The organism is uncultured Campylobacter sp. (assembly GCF_905373215.1).
In the GTDB taxonomy this organism is placed as follows: Bacteria; Campylobacterota; Campylobacteria; order Campylobacterales; family Campylobacteraceae; genus Campylobacter_B.
Map to the genome: position 1 here is coordinate 19,362 of NZ_CAJPRT010000002.1, position 18,947 is coordinate 38,308.

Consider the following 18,947-nt stretch of genomic DNA (forward strand, 5'->3'; position numbering starts at 1 on the left):
TTTATAGATTTTTTTATATGAAATTTAAGGAACTCAAATTGAATCAGCTTTTGCAGACCTTTATACCGACTGCGCACCTTATTAAAAATACGATCGGCGATTGCGAAGTGGTTATCCACGATATGAGCACGCCGCAAAACTCCGTCGTTTTCGTCCTCGGCGACGTAACGGGCAGGAGGATCGGCCAAAGCTTCGATCATCTGGTAAAAGACGTGTTGCTAAGCAAAAATTTTGAAAACGACTGCACCGCAAACTACTACTTCACCGCGCAAAACGGCAAGCTCATACGCTCCTCGACTTCGCTGATCCGTAGCGCAGACGGCAAGGTAGTAGGCGCGCTATGCGTAAATATCGATACCTCAAGCGCCATGGCCGCATACAAAGCAATAAAAAATCTTCTGCCAAACGCAAAACTCGATAGCAAGCAGCCGCAAGGCGCAAATTTTACCGACGGAAGCTGCAATAACGCGGCATTAGATGAAGCGAACTTCAATGACGGCGTAAGTTTAGAAACGCAAAGCTCTAACAATTCGCAGCAAAATATCCTTGACATCGTCCAAGACCTGATTGCATCGGCTACGCACGATCTGGATGTAGAGCGGATGAAGAAAGAGGATCGAAAGCGCATCGTAAAATTCCTCGCGCAAAAAGGGATTTTTGAGGTAAAAGGTGCGGTGGAGCTCGTCGCAAAGGCGCTTAGGACGCAGAAAGTCACGATTTACTCGTATATGGATGAGGTAAAGAAGGAAAGCTAGCCGCGGTGCATAAATTTGATCTCAAATTTAATAAGCGTTGCACGCCTTACTATCAGCGTAGCCATACGGAGTGGTGCAAATTTTAATCTAAATTTGATGAATCGATCAAAAATTAGAGCATACTAATCCCTCATTTATACAGCATGTAATGGGATAAAAGCAAAACTCATCTATTACTCGAACTCGTAGCCCTTCGCGCTTTTTAATTTCTCGTCATAATCGACTCCGTTAGCAATTCGCTTGCGCGAAGCATTGAAATCCGCTCGTATCGGGCTTTTATGCTCGTCAAACTCAAGCGGCGCGACACCGATGATATCTGCTAGCAGATGTGCTAAATCATCGCTCATAAAAGGCTTATCTTTCGCCGCAGCCAGCCTCTGCCATAGCGTAGCATGATCGCTCAAAAACTCGCGCGAAGCTATAAAAAGCAGCGGGATTTCGTAAGTAAAGCGGCTTTCCATGCCGTGCCCAAGGCGTCCATTTTCGTATAAATTCTCGCCGTGATCGCTAAGATAGACGATGAGGCTGTCATCACCCGAAAAAATTTTAAAAATTTCATTTATGACAAAATCGTTGTAAAGCACGCTGTTATCGTAATACGCGATGACCTCTTTCTGCTTGGAAGTGAGTTTTGCCTTTACATCCGCCGCGCTAAACTTGCCAAATCCCTCGGGATAGCGCAGGCTGTAATCCATATGGCTCCCGATGAGATGGATCACGTAGAAATTTCGCTCGCTCTGCCCTGTTTTCGCCTGATTTATGAGTGGAAGCAGCGCTCCGTCAGGCTTGATGCGGACGGTTTCATAAAGATTGCTCTTTGAGAGGAAGGATTCCGCGTCCGCGCGATCGGCAGCGCTTTTGGCACTTAGCGCATGCGCGCCGAAAGCCTCTTGATTGCTGATCCAAAAGGTGCGGTAGCCACTTAGCTTAAACATATCAATGATGCTAAGGTTGCGAAACCAAGCCCTTTTGCGCTCGCTTTCGTAATCGCTGAAATTTAAAAGCCGCATCAGCACCTGATTAGTCGTGCCGTAAGGCGAGATTGTATCGCTAAATTTTATCAGATTACCGCTTGCTTCGAGACCCTCCAAAAGCGGCGTATTTTTAACGCCGTAGCCGTAGAGCGACATATGCCCGCGCTGCAAGCTCTCGCCGATTATTAAGATGATATTTTTGACACGAGACTTTTGCAAGGCGGGGTTTATAGCAGCATCAGGGTTTTTGGAATTTGAAATCGCGCTGGGGCTTTGCGGCGTAGAATTTTGAGATACAAAGCCCGAGGCGGCGCTTTGCGGATCTGAATTTGCGCCGCCATTTAAAACGCTTTCGTTCGCGTGCTTGGCCTCGTCATATCCGAGCTGCACTTCGCGCATATCAGTGATGAAATTTTTATCGCTAAGATAGTCTTTTATCGTAAAGGCAAACTCCAGCGGAACGTATTGCGATAGCTTGGTTATATAGCCCTGTTTGCCCTGGGAAGCTTTAGCGGCGATATCCGCGCAAAAGATCGTGCCATAGATAAGATAAAGCGCTGCTAGCAGCAATCTTAGACCGCTATGCGTTTGCTCCTTCTTTCTTCGCTCTGCTCTTAGCGCCGCAAAGATGCAGCCAAGTAGCACCGCTAGATATAAAATCGTTGCGGGGTTAAGAAACTGCGAAACAAACTCGCGCGTCTCTGCTGCATCGGTATGCACAAGCGCGTCGATCGCCACGACGTTGAAGCTTGAGTCGAAATTTACGATCAAAAATAAAGCCGCACTCGCAATCAGCGCAATTAGCGCCAGTAGCACCAATGAAACGAGCTTAAAAAATCGCCCGCTAAGCAGATAGCAGAGGTGAAAGATGAGCAAATTTATGATAAATACTACCGGGAAACTCTCGGCGATGTAGACAAAGATGGGTCCGTTAATCTGATAATGTATCTTAGCCCAGCATGCGAGCAGACATAGCGCCGTCGCTAGCCAAAATACCCTCCATACGGGACGTTCGCGCAGTGCGGTAAAAAAGCCGCGGTCGATTTTCATAAGCAAGCGCGCCACGAGCCCACCCACTTTCGTCCGCGCCACGAGCCCACCCATATTTGCTAGCGCTACATAAAATTTTTCTCTCATTTTATATTTCCTGCCTTGTACGAAGAGACGCGACGACGCGCACTCTGCGTAGCGCGACATGTTTTCGCTTTAAAATCAAGGCGCAATCTTAGCCGCTTAAAGCTTTGAGCTTGCTTACTTGCGCACCTTTACGCTTTAAATTTTACGGCTAAATTTTAAAGATACGGGGAGTTTGAGATTGGATGGCGGAATTTTGAGGCTAAATTTTAATTGAAAGCGGATCTAAGAGCGAAGCTACAAAATGAGGCTTTAAAAAAACAGAAAACATGAGCTAAAATCTCGGCTTTTAGAATTTTGTGGTTAGACCGCAAACCGTCGCAATAGATTTTAAAATTTCTAGTGCGATAAGTTTCCTTCGGATAAAATTTATGCATGAAGCGATCAAAGTAAAATTCTACAACATGAGCAGTGTAAAATTATTGAAAGCTAATCGCGAACAAAATTTTGCACTGATAAAAGTGTAAAATTTTAACTAGGCTGCATTAGCTTTTACGCGAAATTCTACGCGACGCTTAGGACTTCTACCTTACCATCGAAAACCGCCATGCAGTGCTCGTAGTGGCTAGTGCGAAGCCCGTCCTTGCTCCTCGTGCTCCACTTATCCTCGGCGATGACCGGCGTGCCGTCCTTTTGGCAGATCATCGGCTCGATGCAAAAGACCATGCCGTTTTTGATTTTAGGACCCGATTTTGGATTGTTGCCCTCCAGATAGTTTGGGATCTCAGGCTCTTCGTGCGGGTGCTTGCCGATGCCGTGGCCGCAGAAGCCGTATAGCGGCACGAAGCCGCGCGCGCGGATAAATTTCTCGATCTCGAAGCTTAGCTCTTTAAAGTGCATCCCTACCCTGATCGTTTTGATGGCAAACTCCAGCGTATCCTTACTGCATGCTATGAGCTCCTCGTCGGCTTTTGAAATTTTACCGACGGGCAGAGTGCGTGCGCTGTCGCCGAAATATCCGTTTAGCTTCGAGCCCAAATCGACGCCTAAGATATCGCCCTCCTGCAAGATCGTTTCGTCTGGGATGCCGTGGATGATGACTTCGTTTAGCGAGAGGCAGGCGGCGTTTGGAAAGCCGTATAGCCCCTTAAAAGCAGGATATGCGCCTTTGGAGGTGATGAAATCGTCGATCTTTTTATCGACTTCGAGTAGGCTAAGACCCGGCTTTATAAATGAAGTTGCATAATCAAGGGCTTGCGCGACGATCCTGTTCGCCGCACGAAGCCCCTCTAAATCTTTTTTTGTTTTAAGTAAAATCGCCATTTATAGCCCGACCGCGCTTAGGGTCTGATATTTGTTCATATAGATCTGCGCTTCGATGCGTCTCATCGTATCAAGAGCGACGGAGACGACGATCAGCACGCTGGTGCCGCCGAAATAAAACGGCACGCCCATAAATTTAACGAGTAGCCACGGGATGACGGTTACTAGCCCGAGATAGATCGAACCCCAAAACGTAAGACGGCTGGCGACTTCGTTTAAAAAGCTCGCCGTTCCCTCGCCCGGACGAATGCCCGGGATAAAGCCGCCCTGCTTCTTTAAATTTTCACTAATGTCCTTGGAATTAAAAGCAATTGACGCATAAAAATACGCAAAAAATATAACCAACACAAAGGTCAAAAAGTTAAAGAAGTAATTGCTAGGGCTTAGGAAATCGTGGATCTTTTGGATGATCGGATTGGTGCTTGCCTGTAAAATTGTAGTCGGAAACATCAAAATCGCGCTTGCAAAAATAGGCGGAATGACGCCGCTTAAATTTAGCTTGATCGGCACGTAATTCATAATGCGCTTGTTTTGATTCGCCATTAATACCTTGCGCGAAAACGATACTGGAATTCTGCGTTCACCTAGCTCCACATATAAAATTGCTCCGATAGTAGCCAGGATAATTAGCACGATCGCGATTAGCTTTAAAACGTTCATCTCACCGGTATTTACTAAATTTACGGTACTTCCGATCGCTCTAGGGATGGCGCTTACGATACCTGCAAAGATAATAAGGCTGGTGCCGTTACCGACGCCACGTTGCGTAATCTGCTCGCCGATCCACATCAAAAGCATGGTGCCTGCCAGCATCGAAATGCACGAGATGAAAACAAACTCGTTGGTATTCTCCGCCATTATCGCAGGCGCTCCGGTCTGTCCGTGAATGCCCTGCAAGCCGATGCTAACGCCAATGGATTGAACCATAGCGATTGCGATTGTAGCATATCGGATGATCTGCATATATTTCTGCATACCGTCGCGCTCTTTTTTGAGTTTGCCTAAATTTGGAAAGGTTGCGGCAAGCAGTTCCATAATGATCGAAGCGGTAATATAAGGCATGATGCCTAGCGAGATAACGCTGAATCGCTCCGCCGCGTTACCGCTAAACATATTAAACATTCCAAAAGCGTTGTTGCTATTGTTTTGAAAAAATTGCTTTATAACCTCAACGTCCACTCCCGGAACCGGCACGTAAGCTAGCAACCTATAGGCAAAAAGAAAGCCCAAAGTAATGAGAATTTTGTTGCGTAGCGATTTATTCATTATTTTTGTCCGCTAGACTTTACGTTCTCGTCTTTGATCTTGCTAGCGAGCGCTTTTGCGCCTACGCCGATTAGCTTGATCTTTTTAACGGAATTTGAAATTTTATGAACGGATTTGATGCTTTCGATCGTGATCTCGCTAAGATCTTTAATAGCTTCGATTTTATCGACATTGATCACGTAAGGCTTTTCAAATTTAGAAGTAAAACCCACCTTCGGAAGCCTTCGCTGAATTGGCTGCTGACCACCTTCGAAGCCTCTTTTTTCGTGAGAGCCGGTACGTGCGGTCTGACCCTTGCCGCCGCGACCTGCAGTTTTACCCAGACCGCTTCCTTGACCGCGACCCAAGCGCTTAGTAGCGTGAGTCGAGCCTGGGGCTTTTTTAAGATTTTCTAATCCCATCTTTTATCCTTGTTAGTGTTTTAACATACTAAGAGCTTTCATTGTAGCTCTTACGACATTTGAGGAGTTGTTCGAACCTAGCGATTTAGTGAGGATATCTTTAACACCCGCAAGTTCTAAAACCGGGCGCACGGAGCCGCCTGCGATAACACCGGTACCTTCGCTCGCCGGCTTAAGTAAAATTTTGCTTGCATTGTATTTAACTTCAATATCGTGAGTGATAGTAGAGCCGTTTAAATTTACCTTGATAATATTTTTAAACGCATCGTCTACCGCCTTTTTAATCGCGTCGGGAACCTCTTTGGACTTACCAAAGCCAAAGCCTACCAAGCCGTTTCTATTGCCTACTACGATAAGAGCCGTAAACCTAAACCTTCTACCGCCTTTAACGACCTTCGTAACCCTACCGATATTGACGATTACCTCTTCGAATTCTTCTCTATTATACTTTTCCACAATAATTCCTTTGGGTTATAGTTTGATGCCGTTTTGGCGTAGCGACTCGGCAAAGCTTGCGATTACGCCATGATACAAATAGCCATTGCGATCGAAAATCGCTTCAGAAATGCCTTTATCTTTTAGCTTGGAGGCTAAATCTTTAGCTAAGCTAGCCGCGCCCTCTTTGTTTGCCTTTAAATTTAAAACCTTACCGCTGCTGGCGCACAAAGTCGCGCTCGCTGCGTCGTCGATAGCCTGAGCGTAAACTGTCCTATTAGATTTGAAAATAGAAATTCTAGGGCAAGATGCGACGCCTGAAATTTTAGCGCGAATTCTTCTTTTTCTCTTGATTCGTAAAGAGATCTTTCTTTTTAATACGTTCTGTGTCATTTCTCAACCCTTATTTCTTAGCTGTTTTTCCGGCTTTGCGGATGATATGCTCTTCAAGATACTTGATACCTTTACCCTTATACGGCTCAGGCGGTCTGAATCCTCTGATCTCGGCTGCTACTTGACCTACTTGCTGCTTGTCGTCGCCTTTGATGGTTACGACGTTTTTATCTACGGAAATTTCGATTCCCTTTGGAGATTCAAAATTTATCGGATGCGAAAAGCCCAAATTTAGCTCAAGCACTTTGCCCTTCATCGCAGCTCTATAGCCGACGCCGTTGATTTCGAGCTGTTTTGAAAAGCCCTCGGTAAGACCAAGGACGATATTGTTGGCTAAAGCGCGGTATGTTCCCCAATACGCTCTGCTCTGTCTATCCTCACCCTTAGGTGAGAATTCTATCTTTCCGTCTTCGATTTTTACATCGACATGACCTTTTAAATCAAGCTCTTTTTCGTTATTCGATTTTTTAAATTTTAACGACGAGCCGTCAATCTTGACCTCAACTCCGCTCGGGATAGAGATCGGTTTTTTACCAATTCTTGACATAATTTTCCTTTTTATTTGTCTAGGGTATGTCTACTTTTACGAATGGATACCACAATGCCATAAAAAGTAGAAACTTCTTACCAGATCGTGCAAAGTACTTCGCCACCGACGCCCGCTTTGTGCGCGTCGATACCGCTCATAACGCCTTTGCTTGTGCTGACGACGACGGTTCCGTAGCCGTTTTTGAAGCGCTTGATCTCGTCTTTGCCTTGATATACGCGGCGACCCGGAGTCGAAATTCTTTTAACTTCGTTTATCACGCTTCTGCCCTTTTCGTCGTATTTAAGCACTACGTTGATGATCTTTTTATTGTTTTCCTCTACTACGTTGTAGCTCTCGATATAGCCCTTCTCCGCTAAAATTTTAAGCATGGCCTCAACGACGTTTGAGTGAAAAAGCTTAGTCGTATCTAGTCTTCGCATCGCAGCATTTCTGATGCGAGTTAATCCATCTGAAATAAGATCGTTAATCATCTCTTCTCCTTACCAGCTTGCTTTTTTTAGACCCGGGATCAAGCCCTCATTTGCCATCTTGCGAAGGCAAACGCGACAAATTCCAAAATCCTTATAAACGGAGTGCGGACGACCGCAAATTTGACATCTGGTATATGCGCGAGTGCTAAATTTAGCGGGGCGTTTCGCCTTGGCTACCATTGATTTTTTTGCCATATCATTTTCCTTTTGCAAAAGGCATGCCGAATAGTTCTAGCAATTTAAATGCCTCTTTATCGTTATTTGTAGTCGTTACGACGGTTATATTCATACCGTGAGTTCTTAAAATTTGATCGTATTCGACCTCTGGGAACATCAGCTGCTCTTGCAAGCCGAAATTGTAATTGCCGCGTCCGTCAAAGCCCGTTCTAGGTAGTCCTCGGAAATCCTTAACTCTAGGAAGCGCAATAGAGATCAATTTGTCTAGGAAGGCGAACATCTGCTCTTTTCGTAACGTAACCATTATGCCTACCGGAAAACCTTCGCGAACTTTAAAGCCTGCGACCGATTTTTTTGCATTGACGATAAGCGCTTTTTGGCCTGCGATCAGCGAGATAGTATCGGCCATATTTTGAAGCACTTTTTGATCTTTGCTCGATTCGCCCGTTCCTACGCTGATAACTATCTTTTCAAGCGCCGGGATAAGCATAGGATTTTTTATATCAAATTCTTTCTGCAAAGCAACTCTGATGGAATTAGCGTATTTATCTTTTAGTCTGCTCATAATCAACCCTCTACCAACGCAACGTTTGAAATATCCATAGGCATCTCTTTGCTTGTAAAGCCGCCTTGCGGATTTTGCTCGGTTGGTTTGATAGCCTTTTTAGCCATTTTACAACCCTCGACGATAACTTGAGCTTTTTTAGGAAACACGGCTTTGACTGTGCCGGTTTTGCCCTTATCGTCACCTGCAATGATCTTTACTTGATCGCCCTTTTTAATCTTAAATTTTACTGCCATTATAAAACCTCCGGAGCCAGCGAAACGATCTTCATAAAACCGCCGTATCTGACCTCTCTACCGATAGGACCGAAAATACGAGTGCCGATCGGCTCTTTTTTTGAATCCAAAATAACGGCTGCGTTCTCATCGAATCTAATTAGTGAGCCGTTGCCTCTGTGCAACTCTTTAGTCGTACGAACGACTACGGCTTTTACTACTTGACCGCGCTTAATCTTGCCGTTAGGGAGCGCTTTTTTTACAGAGCAAACGATGATATCGCCGATTGTAGCGTATCTTCTTTTGCTGCCGCCCAAAACTTTAATACACATAAGTTCTTTTGCGCCGCTATTATCAGCTACCGCAAGTCTGGTAAAACTCTGTATCATTATTCAACTCCTGTTTTCAAAACCGCTTTTAAGCGAAACGACTTTCTAGCGCTTAGTGGTCTGCACTCGATCGCAGATATGGTGTCACCGATCTTTACGATGTTATTTTCATCGTGGATCAGATATTTTTTAAACCTTTTTACGATCTTTCTATATCTAGGGTGCATAACCCTTCGCTCTACCAAAACGGTAGCTGTTTTATCGCCCGCCTTCTTTACGACTACGCCTTGAATTTCTCTTTTAAATGCCATAACCTATCCTTATTTCGCTTTAATAGCTGTATTGATTCTAGCGATATCTTTTTTGATAGCGCGAATCTCGTTAGGATTGCTTAGCTGCATAGTTTTTAGCTTTTGTCTAGCCGTAAATAAAAGCAACTTACTTTGTTTCAACATAGAATTTAGCTCAGCCAAATCTTTATCTTTCAAATCAGTATATTTCATTTTCGCTTTCCCTACTTACGATTTTCGTTTTAAAAGGTAGTTTATGAATTGAAAGCATAAGCGCCTCTTTAGCAACCTCTTCGCTAACGCCGGTCATCTCAAAAATGATCCTGCCCGGTTTTATATTCATTACCCACTCTTCTACGCCGCTCTTACCTTTACCCATACGAGTTTGTAGAGGCTTTTTGGTAAGCGGTTTGTCTGGGAATACCTTAATCCAAATTTTAGCTTGACGATTCACGAAGCGCGTCATCGCGACACGAGCCGCTTCGATCTGGCGAGAATTTACCCTACCCGCCTCTACCGCTTTGATACCGAAATCGCCGAACGTCAAGGAATTTCCTCTCGTCGCGTAGCCGCGATTGCGACCTTTCATCATCTTGCGGTATTTTGTTCTTTTTGGCATCAACATAACTATTTACCTCTTCTTGGTCTGCGTGTTTTTTTAGGCGCATCATCGGTCTTTTCAGCCTGGATGCCTTTTTGTAAAATTTCACCCTTAAAGATCCAAACCTTAATGCCGATATTACCGTAAGTCGTATGCGCTTCGGCGAAGCCGTAATCGATCCTAGCCCTTAGAGTATGGAGCGGAACGCGCCCCTCCAAATACCATTCGGTTCTAGCCATCTCAGCGCCGCCCAAGCGACCTGCGACGCAAATTTTAATTCCCTTTGCGCCTGCTTTTTGAGCGCCTTGGATGACCTTTTTCATAGCGCGGCGGAATGCAACGCGACGCTCTAGCTGCATAGCTACGTTTTCCGCAGCCAAAAGTGCGTTCGAGCCTACTTTGCGCTCCTCTTTGATATTGATGGCTATGTCTTTATTGACTAGCTTAACGACTTCGCTTCTTAAATTTTCGACCTCGCCGCCTTTCTTGCCGATGATAATACCCGGTCTTGCGGCTACGATCGTTACACGAATTTTCTTAGCCGTTCTTTCGATAAGAATTTGGCTAATTCCCGCATAATAAAGCTTAGCTTTTAAAAATTTGCGGATCTTGTAATCCTCGCCGATACTCTCGGAAAGCGTTGCTTTAGAAGGAAACCATCTAGACTCCCAATTTCTATTAATTCCTAATCTTAAACCGATCGGATTTACTTTCTGTCCCATTTACGCTTCCTTCTTACTTGGTTTTGCTACTTCGACGATGATGTGCGAAGTAGGCTTGCGGATACGGCTAGCCGTACCTCTAGCGCGCGGACGAAATCTCTTAAGCACAGGACCCGCATCCACTCGGCAGCTGGTAACTACAACCTCTTCAGGCTCAAAGCCGCCGTTTGCGACCGCGCTTGAAATCGCCGTAGCGATATATTTCGCGCCGCGATTAGGCGTAAATTCCAAAGTAGCAAGGGCAAATTCCGCATTCATGCCTTGAATTTGCTTCGCGATAAGTCTTGCTTTTGTCGGCGAAAGACGAACAAATTTAATAGTTGATTTACTCATATTCTATCCTTACTTGCCGATCTTTTTCTGCACGGAGCCTTTGTGGCCCTTGAAAGTGCGCGTAGGAGCGAACTCGCCTAATTTATAACCGATATGATGCTCGGTGACGTAAACCGGGATAAAATTCTTTCCGTTATGAACGTTAAACGTAAGTCCGATCATTTCAGGCACGATCGTGCTTCGCCTCGACCAAGTCTTGATCGGTTTGTTATCGCCGGCTTTCTTTGCCGCAACGACTTTTTTCATTACGTGATCATCTACGAAAGGACCTTTTTTTAGCGATCTAGCCATTTTTATTTTCCTTTCCTTCTTGAAATTATAAGCTTATCGCTCGCTTTTTTATGGCGAGTTTTATAGCCCTTCGTCGGTTTACCCCACGGAGTTACCGGATGGCGACCGGAGTTTTTCTTACCCTCGCCACCGCCGTGCGGGTGATCGACCGGATTCATCGCAGAACCTCTGGTTTGAGGACGGATACCTCTGTGGCGGTTACGTCCGGCTTTACCGATGACGACGTTTGCCCACTCTTCGTTACCCACTACGCCGATACTGGCCATGCACTCTGCAAGCACTCTTCTCATCTCGCCGCTAGGCAGACGTAAAATGACGTATTTTTCCTCTTTGCCCATAAGCTGAGCATAACCTCCGGCACTACGTGCCATTTGAGCGCCTTTGCCTGGCTTTAACTCGATATTATGCAGAATAGTTCCCACAGGGATGTTTTTCATCTTCATAGCATTGCCGGGTTTAATATCTAATCCGCCCTCGGCAGCAGTTACTACGTCACCCACTTTAAGATCGTTAGGCTTGATAATGTAACGCTTCTCGCCGTCTGCGTATGAGATCAATGCGATACGGCAGTTGCGATTCGGATCGTATTCGATCGCCTCGACCTTGCCAGCAACGCCGAATTTATTTCGCTTAAAATCGATGATTCTATAAAGTTTAGCAGCTCCAGCTTGTTTATGGCGGCTGGTAATGCGACCGTTATTGTTCCTTCCGGCTGCGGCAGGAATTTTAACAAGCAAACCTCTAACGCTAGCTTTTGCAGTGATATCCTCGCTGCTAAGCCCGGTCATAAATCTTCTACTTGGAGTATACGGTTTATAAGTTTTAATCGCCATTTTACGCCTCCACGCTTTCTAGGCTTGCACCCTCAGGTAGTTTGACGTAGAATTTTTTCACATCGTTTCTAGCGCCAGTCCTGCCTTTAAATCTTTTTACTTTACCGTCCTGTCTTAAAGAATTTATCTTTAGCGGAGTAATCCCGAAATAGTTTTTTAAAACGCTCTTTAGTCCGTTTTTCGTAACTGACGGGTTAGTTTGGATAACGACCACGCCGTTTTCTTGAAGACCGAGAGACTTTTCCGTATAAAGGATCGTTTTGATATCTGTTATATCTGCCATTTTAGTCCTCTTTCACTATTGATTCAAATGCCGCTTTTTCGAATACGACTGAGCCGTAAACTGCGATTAGGTAAGCATTGACCTCGCTTGCATCGATGACATAGCAATTCTTAAGATTTCTATAGGCCAAAAGAGTTTGCGCGTCTAGCTCGTTTTTAACGATCAGCGCATCTCTAACGCCTAGTTTCTTAATAAAATTTGCCGCGTCTTTAGTTTTGCCGCTTTTTAGCTCCAAATCGTCGAAGATAAAAATTTTACCCTCGTTTGCTTTCTCATTGATAGCAAATTCCAGCGCAAGTCGTTTTTGCTTTTTATTAACCTTCTGCTCGTAATTTCGCTCATTAGTCGGACCGAATGCGACCGCGCCGCCTACCCAGACATTGGTTCTGGTTGAGCCCGCACGTGCGCCACCGCGACCCTTTTGTCGCCACGGTTTTTTGCCGCCGCCGCTAACTTCGGCGCGAGTTTTAGCGTTAGCCGTATTTGCACGAAGCGAAGCAAGGTAAGATTTGACGTACAAATATAGATTGTGCGAATTAACCTCCGAAAATTTCGCAGGGATTTCAATTTCGCTTGCTTTTTCTAGTTTTTCGTTAAGCACGCTTACTTTACTCATTTTACTATCCTTATTCTGCCCATTGCGCCGTTAAATCCAGGAACCGAGCCTTTAAGCACTAAAATTTTATTCTCGGCATCAAAGCTTACGACTTCGTTTTTAGCGGTGATCGTTTCATTTCCAGTGTGTCCCGCCATCCTCATACCAGGCTGAACGCGACCCGGCCACTCGCAGTTGCCGATCGAGCCCGGTCTTCGGTGAAAGCGGCTGCCGTGCGCTGCAGGACCGCCTGCAAAGCCATGGCGCTTAATAACGCCCTGATAACCTTTACCCTTGGATTTAAAGCTTACTTTGACGATCTTGGCTTCGCTCAAAACATCTAAATTTTGATCGCCAAGCTCGGCATTTTCTAAGCTTAGAGTCGCAAATTTATTAAATTCCTTGCTTAGGCTATATTTCTTTTGAATTCCGGCGATAGCTTTGTTGTGCGCTTTGCCGTCTGCGTAGGCTACGATAGCTTTTTTCTCATCGCAAACTTCGCAAATTTTGGTATTGATAAGTCGTAAAAGCGTCACGGGCGTGCTGCTCGTGTCGATCGTCCTACTCATACCTATTTTTTCTACAATATATTCCATTGTTGTACCCCTTATTTGCCCATCGCATGAACTTCGACGTTGACTTCCGGAGCCAAATCAAGCTTAGTTAGCGAATCAACCGTATCTGGCGTAGCCGCTACGATGTCTAGCATACGAGCGTGAATTTTCATCTCAAACTGCTCTCTGGAGTCTTTATTTACGTGCGGAGATCTTAAAACGGTGTAGCGTTTAATCTTCGTAGGCATCGGCACGGGACCTCTGACGTCCGCACCTGTTCTTTTTACGGCTTCAACGATAGCCGAAACTGTGCGATCTAAAACTCGATGGTCATAAGCCTTGAGTTTTAACCTAATTTTTTGCATCACTTTTCCTTAATAAAGAACTTGTCGCAACGCGCGACCCTTTGTTTCAAACAAAAGACGCACATTATATAAAAGCGCTCCGGCTTTGTCAAGAAAATAGCCAAATTTTATGGAAATATTTCCTTTTAATAAGGAAAAATATATAGAATTTAGAAAATTTTTAGAGTGCTGGAAATTTTCAATACAAAAATTTTTAGATAAATTTAAAATAGATATAAAAATTTCATAGGATTTTTCAGATTTATTTCCTTTTAATAAGGAAAATTTTAAAATATCCACTATGAATGATCTGAAATTTTTTTACGAAAATCCGCCGGAATTTATGGGCTTTATCCCGCGCAAAAGAGGTATAGACTCGCCCAAAACCATAATCTATGGAGTGCTAAATTCTGGCAAAAGCGCCGTGCTGAAAAATGAAATTTCAGAACTTAAAAAAGACGAAATTTTATATCTAAATTTAGCCGATCTACGCCTTGAAGAGGCGGTAGCGAGTGATGCAATTTTTGCGGCTAGAAATAGTGCGGACAATACAAAGGCTAGCGAAGTAAACGAGCATGAAATAAACGGAGAAGCTACACTTGGCGCGGATATTTCGGATATAGAAGAATTTTATCGCGCCGCCGTAAAAAATACAGATACAAAAAACGCAAGCGCAAATGGCTCAAACAATGCAAAAAATGCGGAGTTCTACAGCGCAAAAAGCAGGAGCGAGAATTTCTTCCGCGAGATCAAAGAATTTTTAGCCGCCAACGAGCAAATTTCATCGCTTTTTTTAGATAATTTCAGTAGTGCAGATTTTGAAATTTCATCGCTTCAAAGCTTCGCCGAAGGGCTAAATTTAAAGCGTTTTATCATCTCTACGCGCGATAGAGAGCTTATTCTGCCAGGCTTTGAGCGGCTTGAGCTTTTGCCGCTTTCGTTTGAGGAATTTATTGCCTTCGACAAGCGCCACAACGAGATAAACTCGATGATTTCGGCGTTTTTAGCCCAAGGCGGCGGCGCAAAAAACCCCTTCATGGCGCCTGCCGAAATCTTAGAATTCGAGCAGAGGCTGCTTACGGCAAACTTTAGCCGCACGGAGATTTTAATCCTCAAAGAGTGCCTAAGCTTCGTCCACGCCGCATTTAGCGCAAATAAAATTTACACCGCGCTAAAGCCGCGCATCAAAATATCCAAAGACGCCGTATACGGCACTATCGCCAAACTTGAGCGGGAAAATTTCATCAGATTTTTAAGCAAAGCTGGCGAACCTACGCGCGCAAAAAAGCTATATTTTTCGCATTTTAATATGCGCGAAATTTTAACAAGCAAAAAGGACTTCACTAAAAAATTTGCCAACATCCTTTTCTGCGAGCTTTTGGGGCTAAATACGCCGATTTTTTACACAAAAGAGCTGGATTTTTACCTGCCTGCTATAAAGATGGGGGTTCTCGTCATTCCTTTCAGCGACGCGGACATTATCTTTTTAAAATTTCGTAAAATTTTAAGCGTGCTCAAGAGGCTCGGCATCACGAGCTTAAAAGTCGTTTCTATGACAAACTCCGGTAGGCTCGAGATTGAGGGTATTCGCTGCGATGTCGTGCCGTTTCATGAATTCGTGCTTAGCTTCTGATTTATTGACATCTCATATCATAAAAATACAAATTTTATGATATAATTTTGGCAAACCCATATCAATTATGCAAGGGAAAGCCGATGATCAAATTAAAAGATAAACTCATTTATGAAACGCTAAAACTGGTCGAATCGCAAGGCGAAGATGGGCTTTTGTGTCGCAATAAGCAAAGCGATGCAGAGTTTATGAGGCCCGTGAACGAATTCGCAGCTGCGAGTGGGCGCAACTACACCTCGATCAAATCGACTCTTGACATAATTCATAAAAACTGGGGTTATCTGCAGCGCGAAAGCATTAAGGATACGGGGCTTGACGCGGGCAAGGCGTCGAAGATTTTCATCTACCGCCTATGCGAGTCAGGGCGAAGCTTTATCGAAAAATACGAAAAAGCCCTCGTCCAAAACGCCGACAAATAGCCCAAAATTAAAAATTTTAAGCGCCGATTAGATAGAATTCTTTAATTTCACGTGGCGCGACAAAATTTCGTTTTTATGCGACTCACCTTAAAAAAAGGAGATGAAAATGCTAGATTTTATAGTAAAAATGTTCGCATGGAAAGCTGAGTGGGAGGTAAAAAAGGAATATGACAAAGAATTTGGCGATCTATCCTCCATGCGCTCAATCTTGCGCTTTATAATACTTCTTATCATACTTAGCATTTTGATTAAATTTCAATTAAGCTCATGAAAGATACATTTTTAGATATTGCGCTCGTTTTATTTGGCATCGCTATGCTCGTCACAATGCGACAAAAATCTTTATTAAAATTTACAATCTTCGTCGTGATTTTAGCGCTCGCCAGAGAGTTAATCATCAGATTTTACGCCTAGTTTCGGCAAAACCGACGCGGATGGAATTTAAAAATTTAAACGACAAAATGACGGCGCGACGGAATTCGGCGGGCGCAAATTTAAATTTCGCCATAACGGCACTATGCTTTTATCGTCGTTAGTAAATTCTACTGCGCTTCAAGAATTGCCGCATCTACAAATCCAGCCTTTATCGTCAATGATAGATTTATCCGCGCCGAGGATTTGCGCTTGATGCCACGCTTTCTGCTATTAGTGGCGGATTTCGCTCGTGCAAATGCGACGGAATTTCACTTGTGCGAACAAGGCGGATTTTTTGCGGTGGCAGCAAAAATCATAAACCAAATGAGCGGGTTAGAGCGTAAATTTTATAACGCTATAACGCTTAAATTCCGCAGAAGCCTAAATTGGCGCAATGCAAGTGCAGAATTCAATCAAAAAATTTCAAACTTAGTAGTAAAATTCCGCGCACCAAAATTTTAAAATTTTATTTCATAAAATTCCGAGATTTAGGAATTAAATTTTGCAATGAGACGGCAAATTTTACTTCGCAATTAAAATTCTCACCCAAACCATCCCCGAAAATTCTAAAATTTCATCATCATAAAATTTTAAAATTCCAATGTCGTATTGTAAATCTATTATTTTATAAAACGGAGCGAAAAGCGAAATCTTGCATAAATCGCACTCGAAAATTTCACGGATTCTCGCGCAAACTGGCTCGAAATTTCGCCCTGCCTACTCCACGTATCCGATAAATTCGCCATCGAAAGTATGCCTAACGTCGCCGCGAAAGTAAATTTTACCTCCATCTCCTAAGCGCAAATTTAGCATTTCGCCGCTTGCAGGTATCACGCGGATATCGGGAGCTAGCCCCATATTTTCGACGCCTGCGATGAAGCATGCTGCCATCCCCGTACCGCATGCGAGAGTTTCGGCTTCTACGCCACGCTCAAAGGTGCGCACTTTTAAAATTTTGCTTGCGAGGCGACTTTGAACTAACGCATAATTAACGTTAGCGTTATACTTTTCACGCAGATCGCGGGCTAGCGCGGCGTCGAACTCATTTAAATCGCTAACAAAAGTTACCAAGTGCGGCACTCCTGTGTTATAAAAATACCACGTTAGCCCTGCCTCCTCAAAGCTTTCGCCAAGGCGCTTAGGATGAGTTAACATTACCTCTACGTTAGCTACTAACGCGTGAGCGTTAGGACGCAGATTGAAAATCTCACCGAAGCTTACATTGCGTAGCTCGCCGCGCATACTCTCGCTCAAATTTCCGCCGAAAATACCGAAAATTTCGCCGCTAATTACGCCTGCGCCGCTTAGGAATTTCATACTCTGCGCGGCCAAAAAATTCTCATACGCATACATGCATACCGCGCGCGAGCCGTTGCCGCACATATCGGCGGTGCTGCCGTCGCTATTATAAAATTCCCACTCGAAATTTATCCCATCTATGCCGTTAAATTTAGGCAGCACGACGATGAGCCCGTCGGCGCCCACCCCTTCGCGCCTGTCGCATAGCTCGCGCGCCAGCTTGGATCTATCTTCTTTAACCGAGTCCGTAAAGATCACGAAATCGTTGCCGCTCGCATTATATTTTGAAATTTTCATCATCTACCTCGCAAATTTTTAAAATTACTAACATTCGCTAACGCTTTATTAAAATTTATCTCTATTTAAATTTAAGCCTGCCGCTTGTTTTGGGCTATTCCGAGAGATATTTTACTAACTCGCCCTCATTGGTTAGTTTATTTATCGTGTGCTTTTTACGCTTGATGTTAGGTCTCATCTCATAGCTTTTAAGTACTCGCAAGCATCAAATCTTCCGAGCTTGCAAGCTTTTTCATAAAGCTCGCGCGCCCTCTTTTTATCTTTCGTCACGCCCCAGCCCTTTTCGTATTGATACGCCAAATTTGAGCAGGCTAGCGGCTCGTCGCTTCTCTCGCACGCCTCGCTAAAATACTTCGCAGCAAGCGCGTGATCCTTTTGCCCGCCGTCGCCTTTGAAATACGTAACGCCCAAATTTACGCACGAATCCACGTATCCTTGCTCGCAAGCCCTCGTAAAAAATGTCCTGGCCCTGTCCGCGTCCTTTTTCACGCCTTCGCCGAGAGCGTAGCTAAGCCCTAGGTTATGGCACGCCTCTACCTGCCCCATCTTGCAAGCCTTAATCAAAAGCTCGATCGCCTTTTTCACGTCGGGATAGACGCCGAGCCCCTTTTTATAGTTGTATGCAAGGCTCGCGCACCCCTCGCTGCTGTTTTTCTTGCAAGCATCGCTGAAAAGCTCATTCGCCCTCTTGCGATCCTGCGCCACCCCCTGCCCGTCGTTGTAGAGCAGCCCCAAATAGACGCAGCCCTTCTGCTCGCCGAGCTTGCACGCCCTGTCGTAATAGCGCGCGGCCTGCCCGAAGCTTCTATTTGAGTCGTATGCATAGCCCAAATTTGCGCAATCCAGCGCGTTTTCCTCGCCGCCGGCGTCGCAGTTGCGCTGTAGCTCATTTATCACGCGGCTTAGTTTTTTACAATCCATCTCGCTCCCCGCGGCGCAGCCCTTCCTTAGATCGTCGATCTCTGCCGCAGCGCCCGTCGCAAACAGCGCGGAGAGCAAAACCGCTCGCGCCATAAATTTTAACCGCTCTTTAAGCGGCGCACTTTTAAAATTTTGAAATTTAGTGCCGCTTTGGGCGCGGCTACCGATCCTCATCATCTCTCCTTTATTTT

General features: G+C 44.7%; 28 protein-coding genes and 1 pseudogene. 4 read left to right on the top strand and 25 right to left on the bottom strand.

Annotation, left to right across the window (positions count from 1 at the left end; all coding sequences use genetic code 11):
* Nucleotides 1–38: 38 nt before the first annotated feature.
* Nucleotides 39–755, top strand: a complete 717-nt coding sequence (locus QZ176_RS01380; protein ID WP_295150634.1) for a PAS domain-containing protein — start codon at nucleotides 39–41, stop codon at nucleotides 753–755.
* 173 nt (nucleotides 756–928) lie between these two features.
* Here the strand turns inward: QZ176_RS01380 and QZ176_RS01385 are convergent, their stop codons facing one another.
* From QZ176_RS01385 to rpsJ, 23 genes and pseudogenes are all read right to left on the bottom strand, one after another.
* Nucleotides 929–2,866 carry a phosphoethanolamine transferase gene (locus QZ176_RS01385; RefSeq protein WP_295150637.1) on the bottom strand — a complete coding sequence of 646 codons (1,938 nt, stop codon included), beginning with the start codon at nucleotides 2,864–2,866 and terminating at the stop codon, nucleotides 929–931.
* A 501-nt stretch (nucleotides 2,867–3,367) separates the two neighbouring features.
* A complete protein-coding gene (gene map, locus QZ176_RS01390; protein WP_295150640.1) occupies nucleotides 3,368–4,126 on the bottom strand; it encodes a type I methionyl aminopeptidase in 759 nt (252 codons plus the stop codon).
* A complete protein-coding gene (gene secY / locus QZ176_RS01395) occupies nucleotides 4,127–5,392 on the bottom strand; it encodes a preprotein translocase subunit SecY (RefSeq protein WP_295150643.1) in 1,266 nt (421 codons plus the stop codon).
* Nucleotides 5,392–5,793 (bottom strand): 50S ribosomal protein L15, encoded by a 402-nt coding sequence (rplO, locus tag QZ176_RS01400; protein WP_005868985.1) that lies wholly within the window; start codon nucleotides 5,791–5,793, stop codon nucleotides 5,392–5,394. The genes secY and rplO overlap by 1 nt, the downstream gene beginning before the upstream one ends.
* Nucleotides 5,794–5,805: 12 nt before the next feature.
* A complete protein-coding gene (rpsE, locus tag QZ176_RS01405; protein WP_005868986.1) occupies nucleotides 5,806–6,249 on the bottom strand; it encodes a 30S ribosomal protein S5 in 444 nt (147 codons plus the stop codon).
* 15 nt (nucleotides 6,250–6,264) lie between these two features.
* The gene (gene rplR / locus QZ176_RS01410; protein ID WP_005868987.1) at nucleotides 6,265–6,621 is read right to left on the bottom strand and encodes a 50S ribosomal protein L18; all 357 of its coding nucleotides are present in this window, start codon (nucleotides 6,619–6,621) and stop codon (nucleotides 6,265–6,267) included.
* Nucleotides 6,622–6,631: 10 nt separating this feature from the next.
* Nucleotides 6,632–7,168 (bottom strand): 50S ribosomal protein L6, encoded by a 537-nt coding sequence (gene rplF, locus QZ176_RS01415; RefSeq protein ID WP_177387630.1) that lies wholly within the window; start codon nucleotides 7,166–7,168, stop codon nucleotides 6,632–6,634.
* Nucleotides 7,169–7,245: 77 nt separating this feature from the next.
* A complete protein-coding gene (rpsH, locus tag QZ176_RS01420; protein WP_005868989.1) occupies nucleotides 7,246–7,641 on the bottom strand; it encodes a 30S ribosomal protein S8 in 396 nt (131 codons plus the stop codon).
* 9 nt (nucleotides 7,642–7,650) lie between these two features.
* Nucleotides 7,651–7,836, bottom strand: coding sequence for a type Z 30S ribosomal protein S14 (locus QZ176_RS01425; RefSeq protein ID WP_005868990.1), 186 nt, complete (start codon nucleotides 7,834–7,836; stop codon nucleotides 7,651–7,653).
* A gap of 1 nt (nucleotide 7,837) precedes the next feature.
* Entirely contained in the window at nucleotides 7,838–8,383 is a 546-nt protein-coding gene (rplE, locus tag QZ176_RS01430; protein ID WP_295150648.1) for a 50S ribosomal protein L5, read from the bottom strand.
* 2 nt (nucleotides 8,384–8,385) lie between these two features.
* Nucleotides 8,386–8,619 (bottom strand): 50S ribosomal protein L24, encoded by a 234-nt coding sequence (rplX, locus tag QZ176_RS01435; protein WP_005868992.1) that lies wholly within the window; start codon nucleotides 8,617–8,619, stop codon nucleotides 8,386–8,388.
* Nucleotides 8,619–8,987 (bottom strand): 50S ribosomal protein L14, encoded by a 369-nt coding sequence (rplN, locus tag QZ176_RS01440; protein WP_005868993.1) that lies wholly within the window; start codon nucleotides 8,985–8,987, stop codon nucleotides 8,619–8,621. The genes rplX and rplN overlap by 1 nt, the downstream gene beginning before the upstream one ends.
* The gene (gene rpsQ, locus QZ176_RS01445) at nucleotides 8,987–9,238 is read right to left on the bottom strand and encodes a 30S ribosomal protein S17 (RefSeq protein WP_295150651.1); all 252 of its coding nucleotides are present in this window, start codon (nucleotides 9,236–9,238) and stop codon (nucleotides 8,987–8,989) included. Before rpsQ ends, rplN begins: the two co-directional genes overlap by 1 nt.
* Before the next feature lie 9 nt (nucleotides 9,239–9,247).
* Entirely contained in the window at nucleotides 9,248–9,430 is a 183-nt protein-coding gene (gene rpmC / locus QZ176_RS01450; RefSeq protein WP_005868995.1) for a 50S ribosomal protein L29, read from the bottom strand.
* Entirely contained in the window at nucleotides 9,417–9,842 is a 426-nt protein-coding gene (gene rplP / locus QZ176_RS01455) for a 50S ribosomal protein L16 (RefSeq protein WP_005868996.1), read from the bottom strand. Before rplP ends, rpmC begins: the two co-directional genes overlap by 14 nt.
* Before the next feature lie 2 nt (nucleotides 9,843–9,844).
* Nucleotides 9,845–10,540 carry a 30S ribosomal protein S3 gene (gene rpsC, locus QZ176_RS01460; protein WP_005868997.1) on the bottom strand — a complete coding sequence of 232 codons (696 nt, stop codon included), beginning with the start codon at nucleotides 10,538–10,540 and terminating at the stop codon, nucleotides 9,845–9,847.
* Between the two features lie 21 nt (nucleotides 10,541–10,561).
* Nucleotides 10,562–10,873 (bottom strand): annotated as a pseudogene (rplV, locus tag QZ176_RS01465) (50S ribosomal protein L22); the annotation flags it as partial.
* A 9-nt stretch (nucleotides 10,874–10,882) separates the two neighbouring features.
* Nucleotides 10,883–11,164, bottom strand: a complete 282-nt coding sequence (gene rpsS / locus QZ176_RS01470) for a 30S ribosomal protein S19 (RefSeq protein WP_005869002.1) — start codon at nucleotides 11,162–11,164, stop codon at nucleotides 10,883–10,885.
* A gap of 2 nt (nucleotides 11,165–11,166) precedes the next feature.
* Nucleotides 11,167–11,997: a 50S ribosomal protein L2 gene (rplB, locus tag QZ176_RS01475; RefSeq protein ID WP_295150655.1), complete on the bottom strand. Its 831-nt coding sequence runs from the start codon at nucleotides 11,995–11,997 to the stop codon at nucleotides 11,167–11,169.
* Nucleotide 11,998: 1 nt separating this feature from the next.
* Nucleotides 11,999–12,280, bottom strand: a complete 282-nt coding sequence (locus tag QZ176_RS01480) for a 50S ribosomal protein L23 (protein WP_295150658.1) — start codon at nucleotides 12,278–12,280, stop codon at nucleotides 11,999–12,001.
* Nucleotide 12,281: 1 nt separating this feature from the next.
* Complete coding sequence (gene rplD / locus QZ176_RS01485) at nucleotides 12,282–12,896, bottom strand: 50S ribosomal protein L4 (protein WP_005869006.1); 615 nt, start codon at nucleotides 12,894–12,896, stop codon at nucleotides 12,282–12,284.
* Nucleotides 12,893–13,471, bottom strand: a complete 579-nt coding sequence (rplC, locus tag QZ176_RS01490) for a 50S ribosomal protein L3 (protein WP_295150660.1) — start codon at nucleotides 13,469–13,471, stop codon at nucleotides 12,893–12,895. Before rplC ends, rplD begins: the two co-directional genes overlap by 4 nt.
* 11 nt (nucleotides 13,472–13,482) lie before the next feature.
* Nucleotides 13,483–13,794, bottom strand: coding sequence for a 30S ribosomal protein S10 (gene rpsJ / locus QZ176_RS01495; protein WP_005869011.1), 312 nt, complete (start codon nucleotides 13,792–13,794; stop codon nucleotides 13,483–13,485).
* Nucleotides 13,795–14,074: 280 nt separating this feature from the next.
* Here rpsJ and QZ176_RS01500 point away from each other — a divergent pair, with 280 nt between their 5' ends.
* From QZ176_RS01500 to QZ176_RS01510, 3 genes are all read left to right on the top strand, one after another.
* Complete coding sequence (locus tag QZ176_RS01500; protein ID WP_295150664.1) at nucleotides 14,075–15,406, top strand: hypothetical protein; 1,332 nt, start codon at nucleotides 14,075–14,077, stop codon at nucleotides 15,404–15,406.
* Nucleotides 15,407–15,489: 83 nt separating this feature from the next.
* On the top strand, nucleotides 15,490–15,825 hold the full coding sequence (locus QZ176_RS01505) for a hypothetical protein (protein WP_295150665.1): 336 nt from the start codon (nucleotides 15,490–15,492) through the stop codon (nucleotides 15,823–15,825).
* A gap of 106 nt (nucleotides 15,826–15,931) precedes the next feature.
* Nucleotides 15,932–16,096 carry a hypothetical protein gene (locus QZ176_RS01510; protein ID WP_295150667.1) on the top strand — a complete coding sequence of 55 codons (165 nt, stop codon included), beginning with the start codon at nucleotides 15,932–15,934 and terminating at the stop codon, nucleotides 16,094–16,096.
* Between the two features lie 860 nt (nucleotides 16,097–16,956).
* On the opposite strand, the gene dapF is transcribed toward QZ176_RS01510, so the two are convergent.
* Both dapF and QZ176_RS01520 read right to left on the bottom strand, forming a co-directional pair.
* Nucleotides 16,957–17,835, bottom strand: coding sequence for a diaminopimelate epimerase (gene dapF, locus QZ176_RS01515; protein WP_295150668.1), 879 nt, complete (start codon nucleotides 17,833–17,835; stop codon nucleotides 16,957–16,959).
* A 174-nt stretch (nucleotides 17,836–18,009) separates the two neighbouring features.
* On the bottom strand, nucleotides 18,010–18,930 hold the full coding sequence (locus QZ176_RS01520; RefSeq protein ID WP_295150671.1) for a tetratricopeptide repeat protein: 921 nt from the start codon (nucleotides 18,928–18,930) through the stop codon (nucleotides 18,010–18,012).
* Between the last annotated feature and the right edge of the window lie 17 nt (nucleotides 18,931–18,947).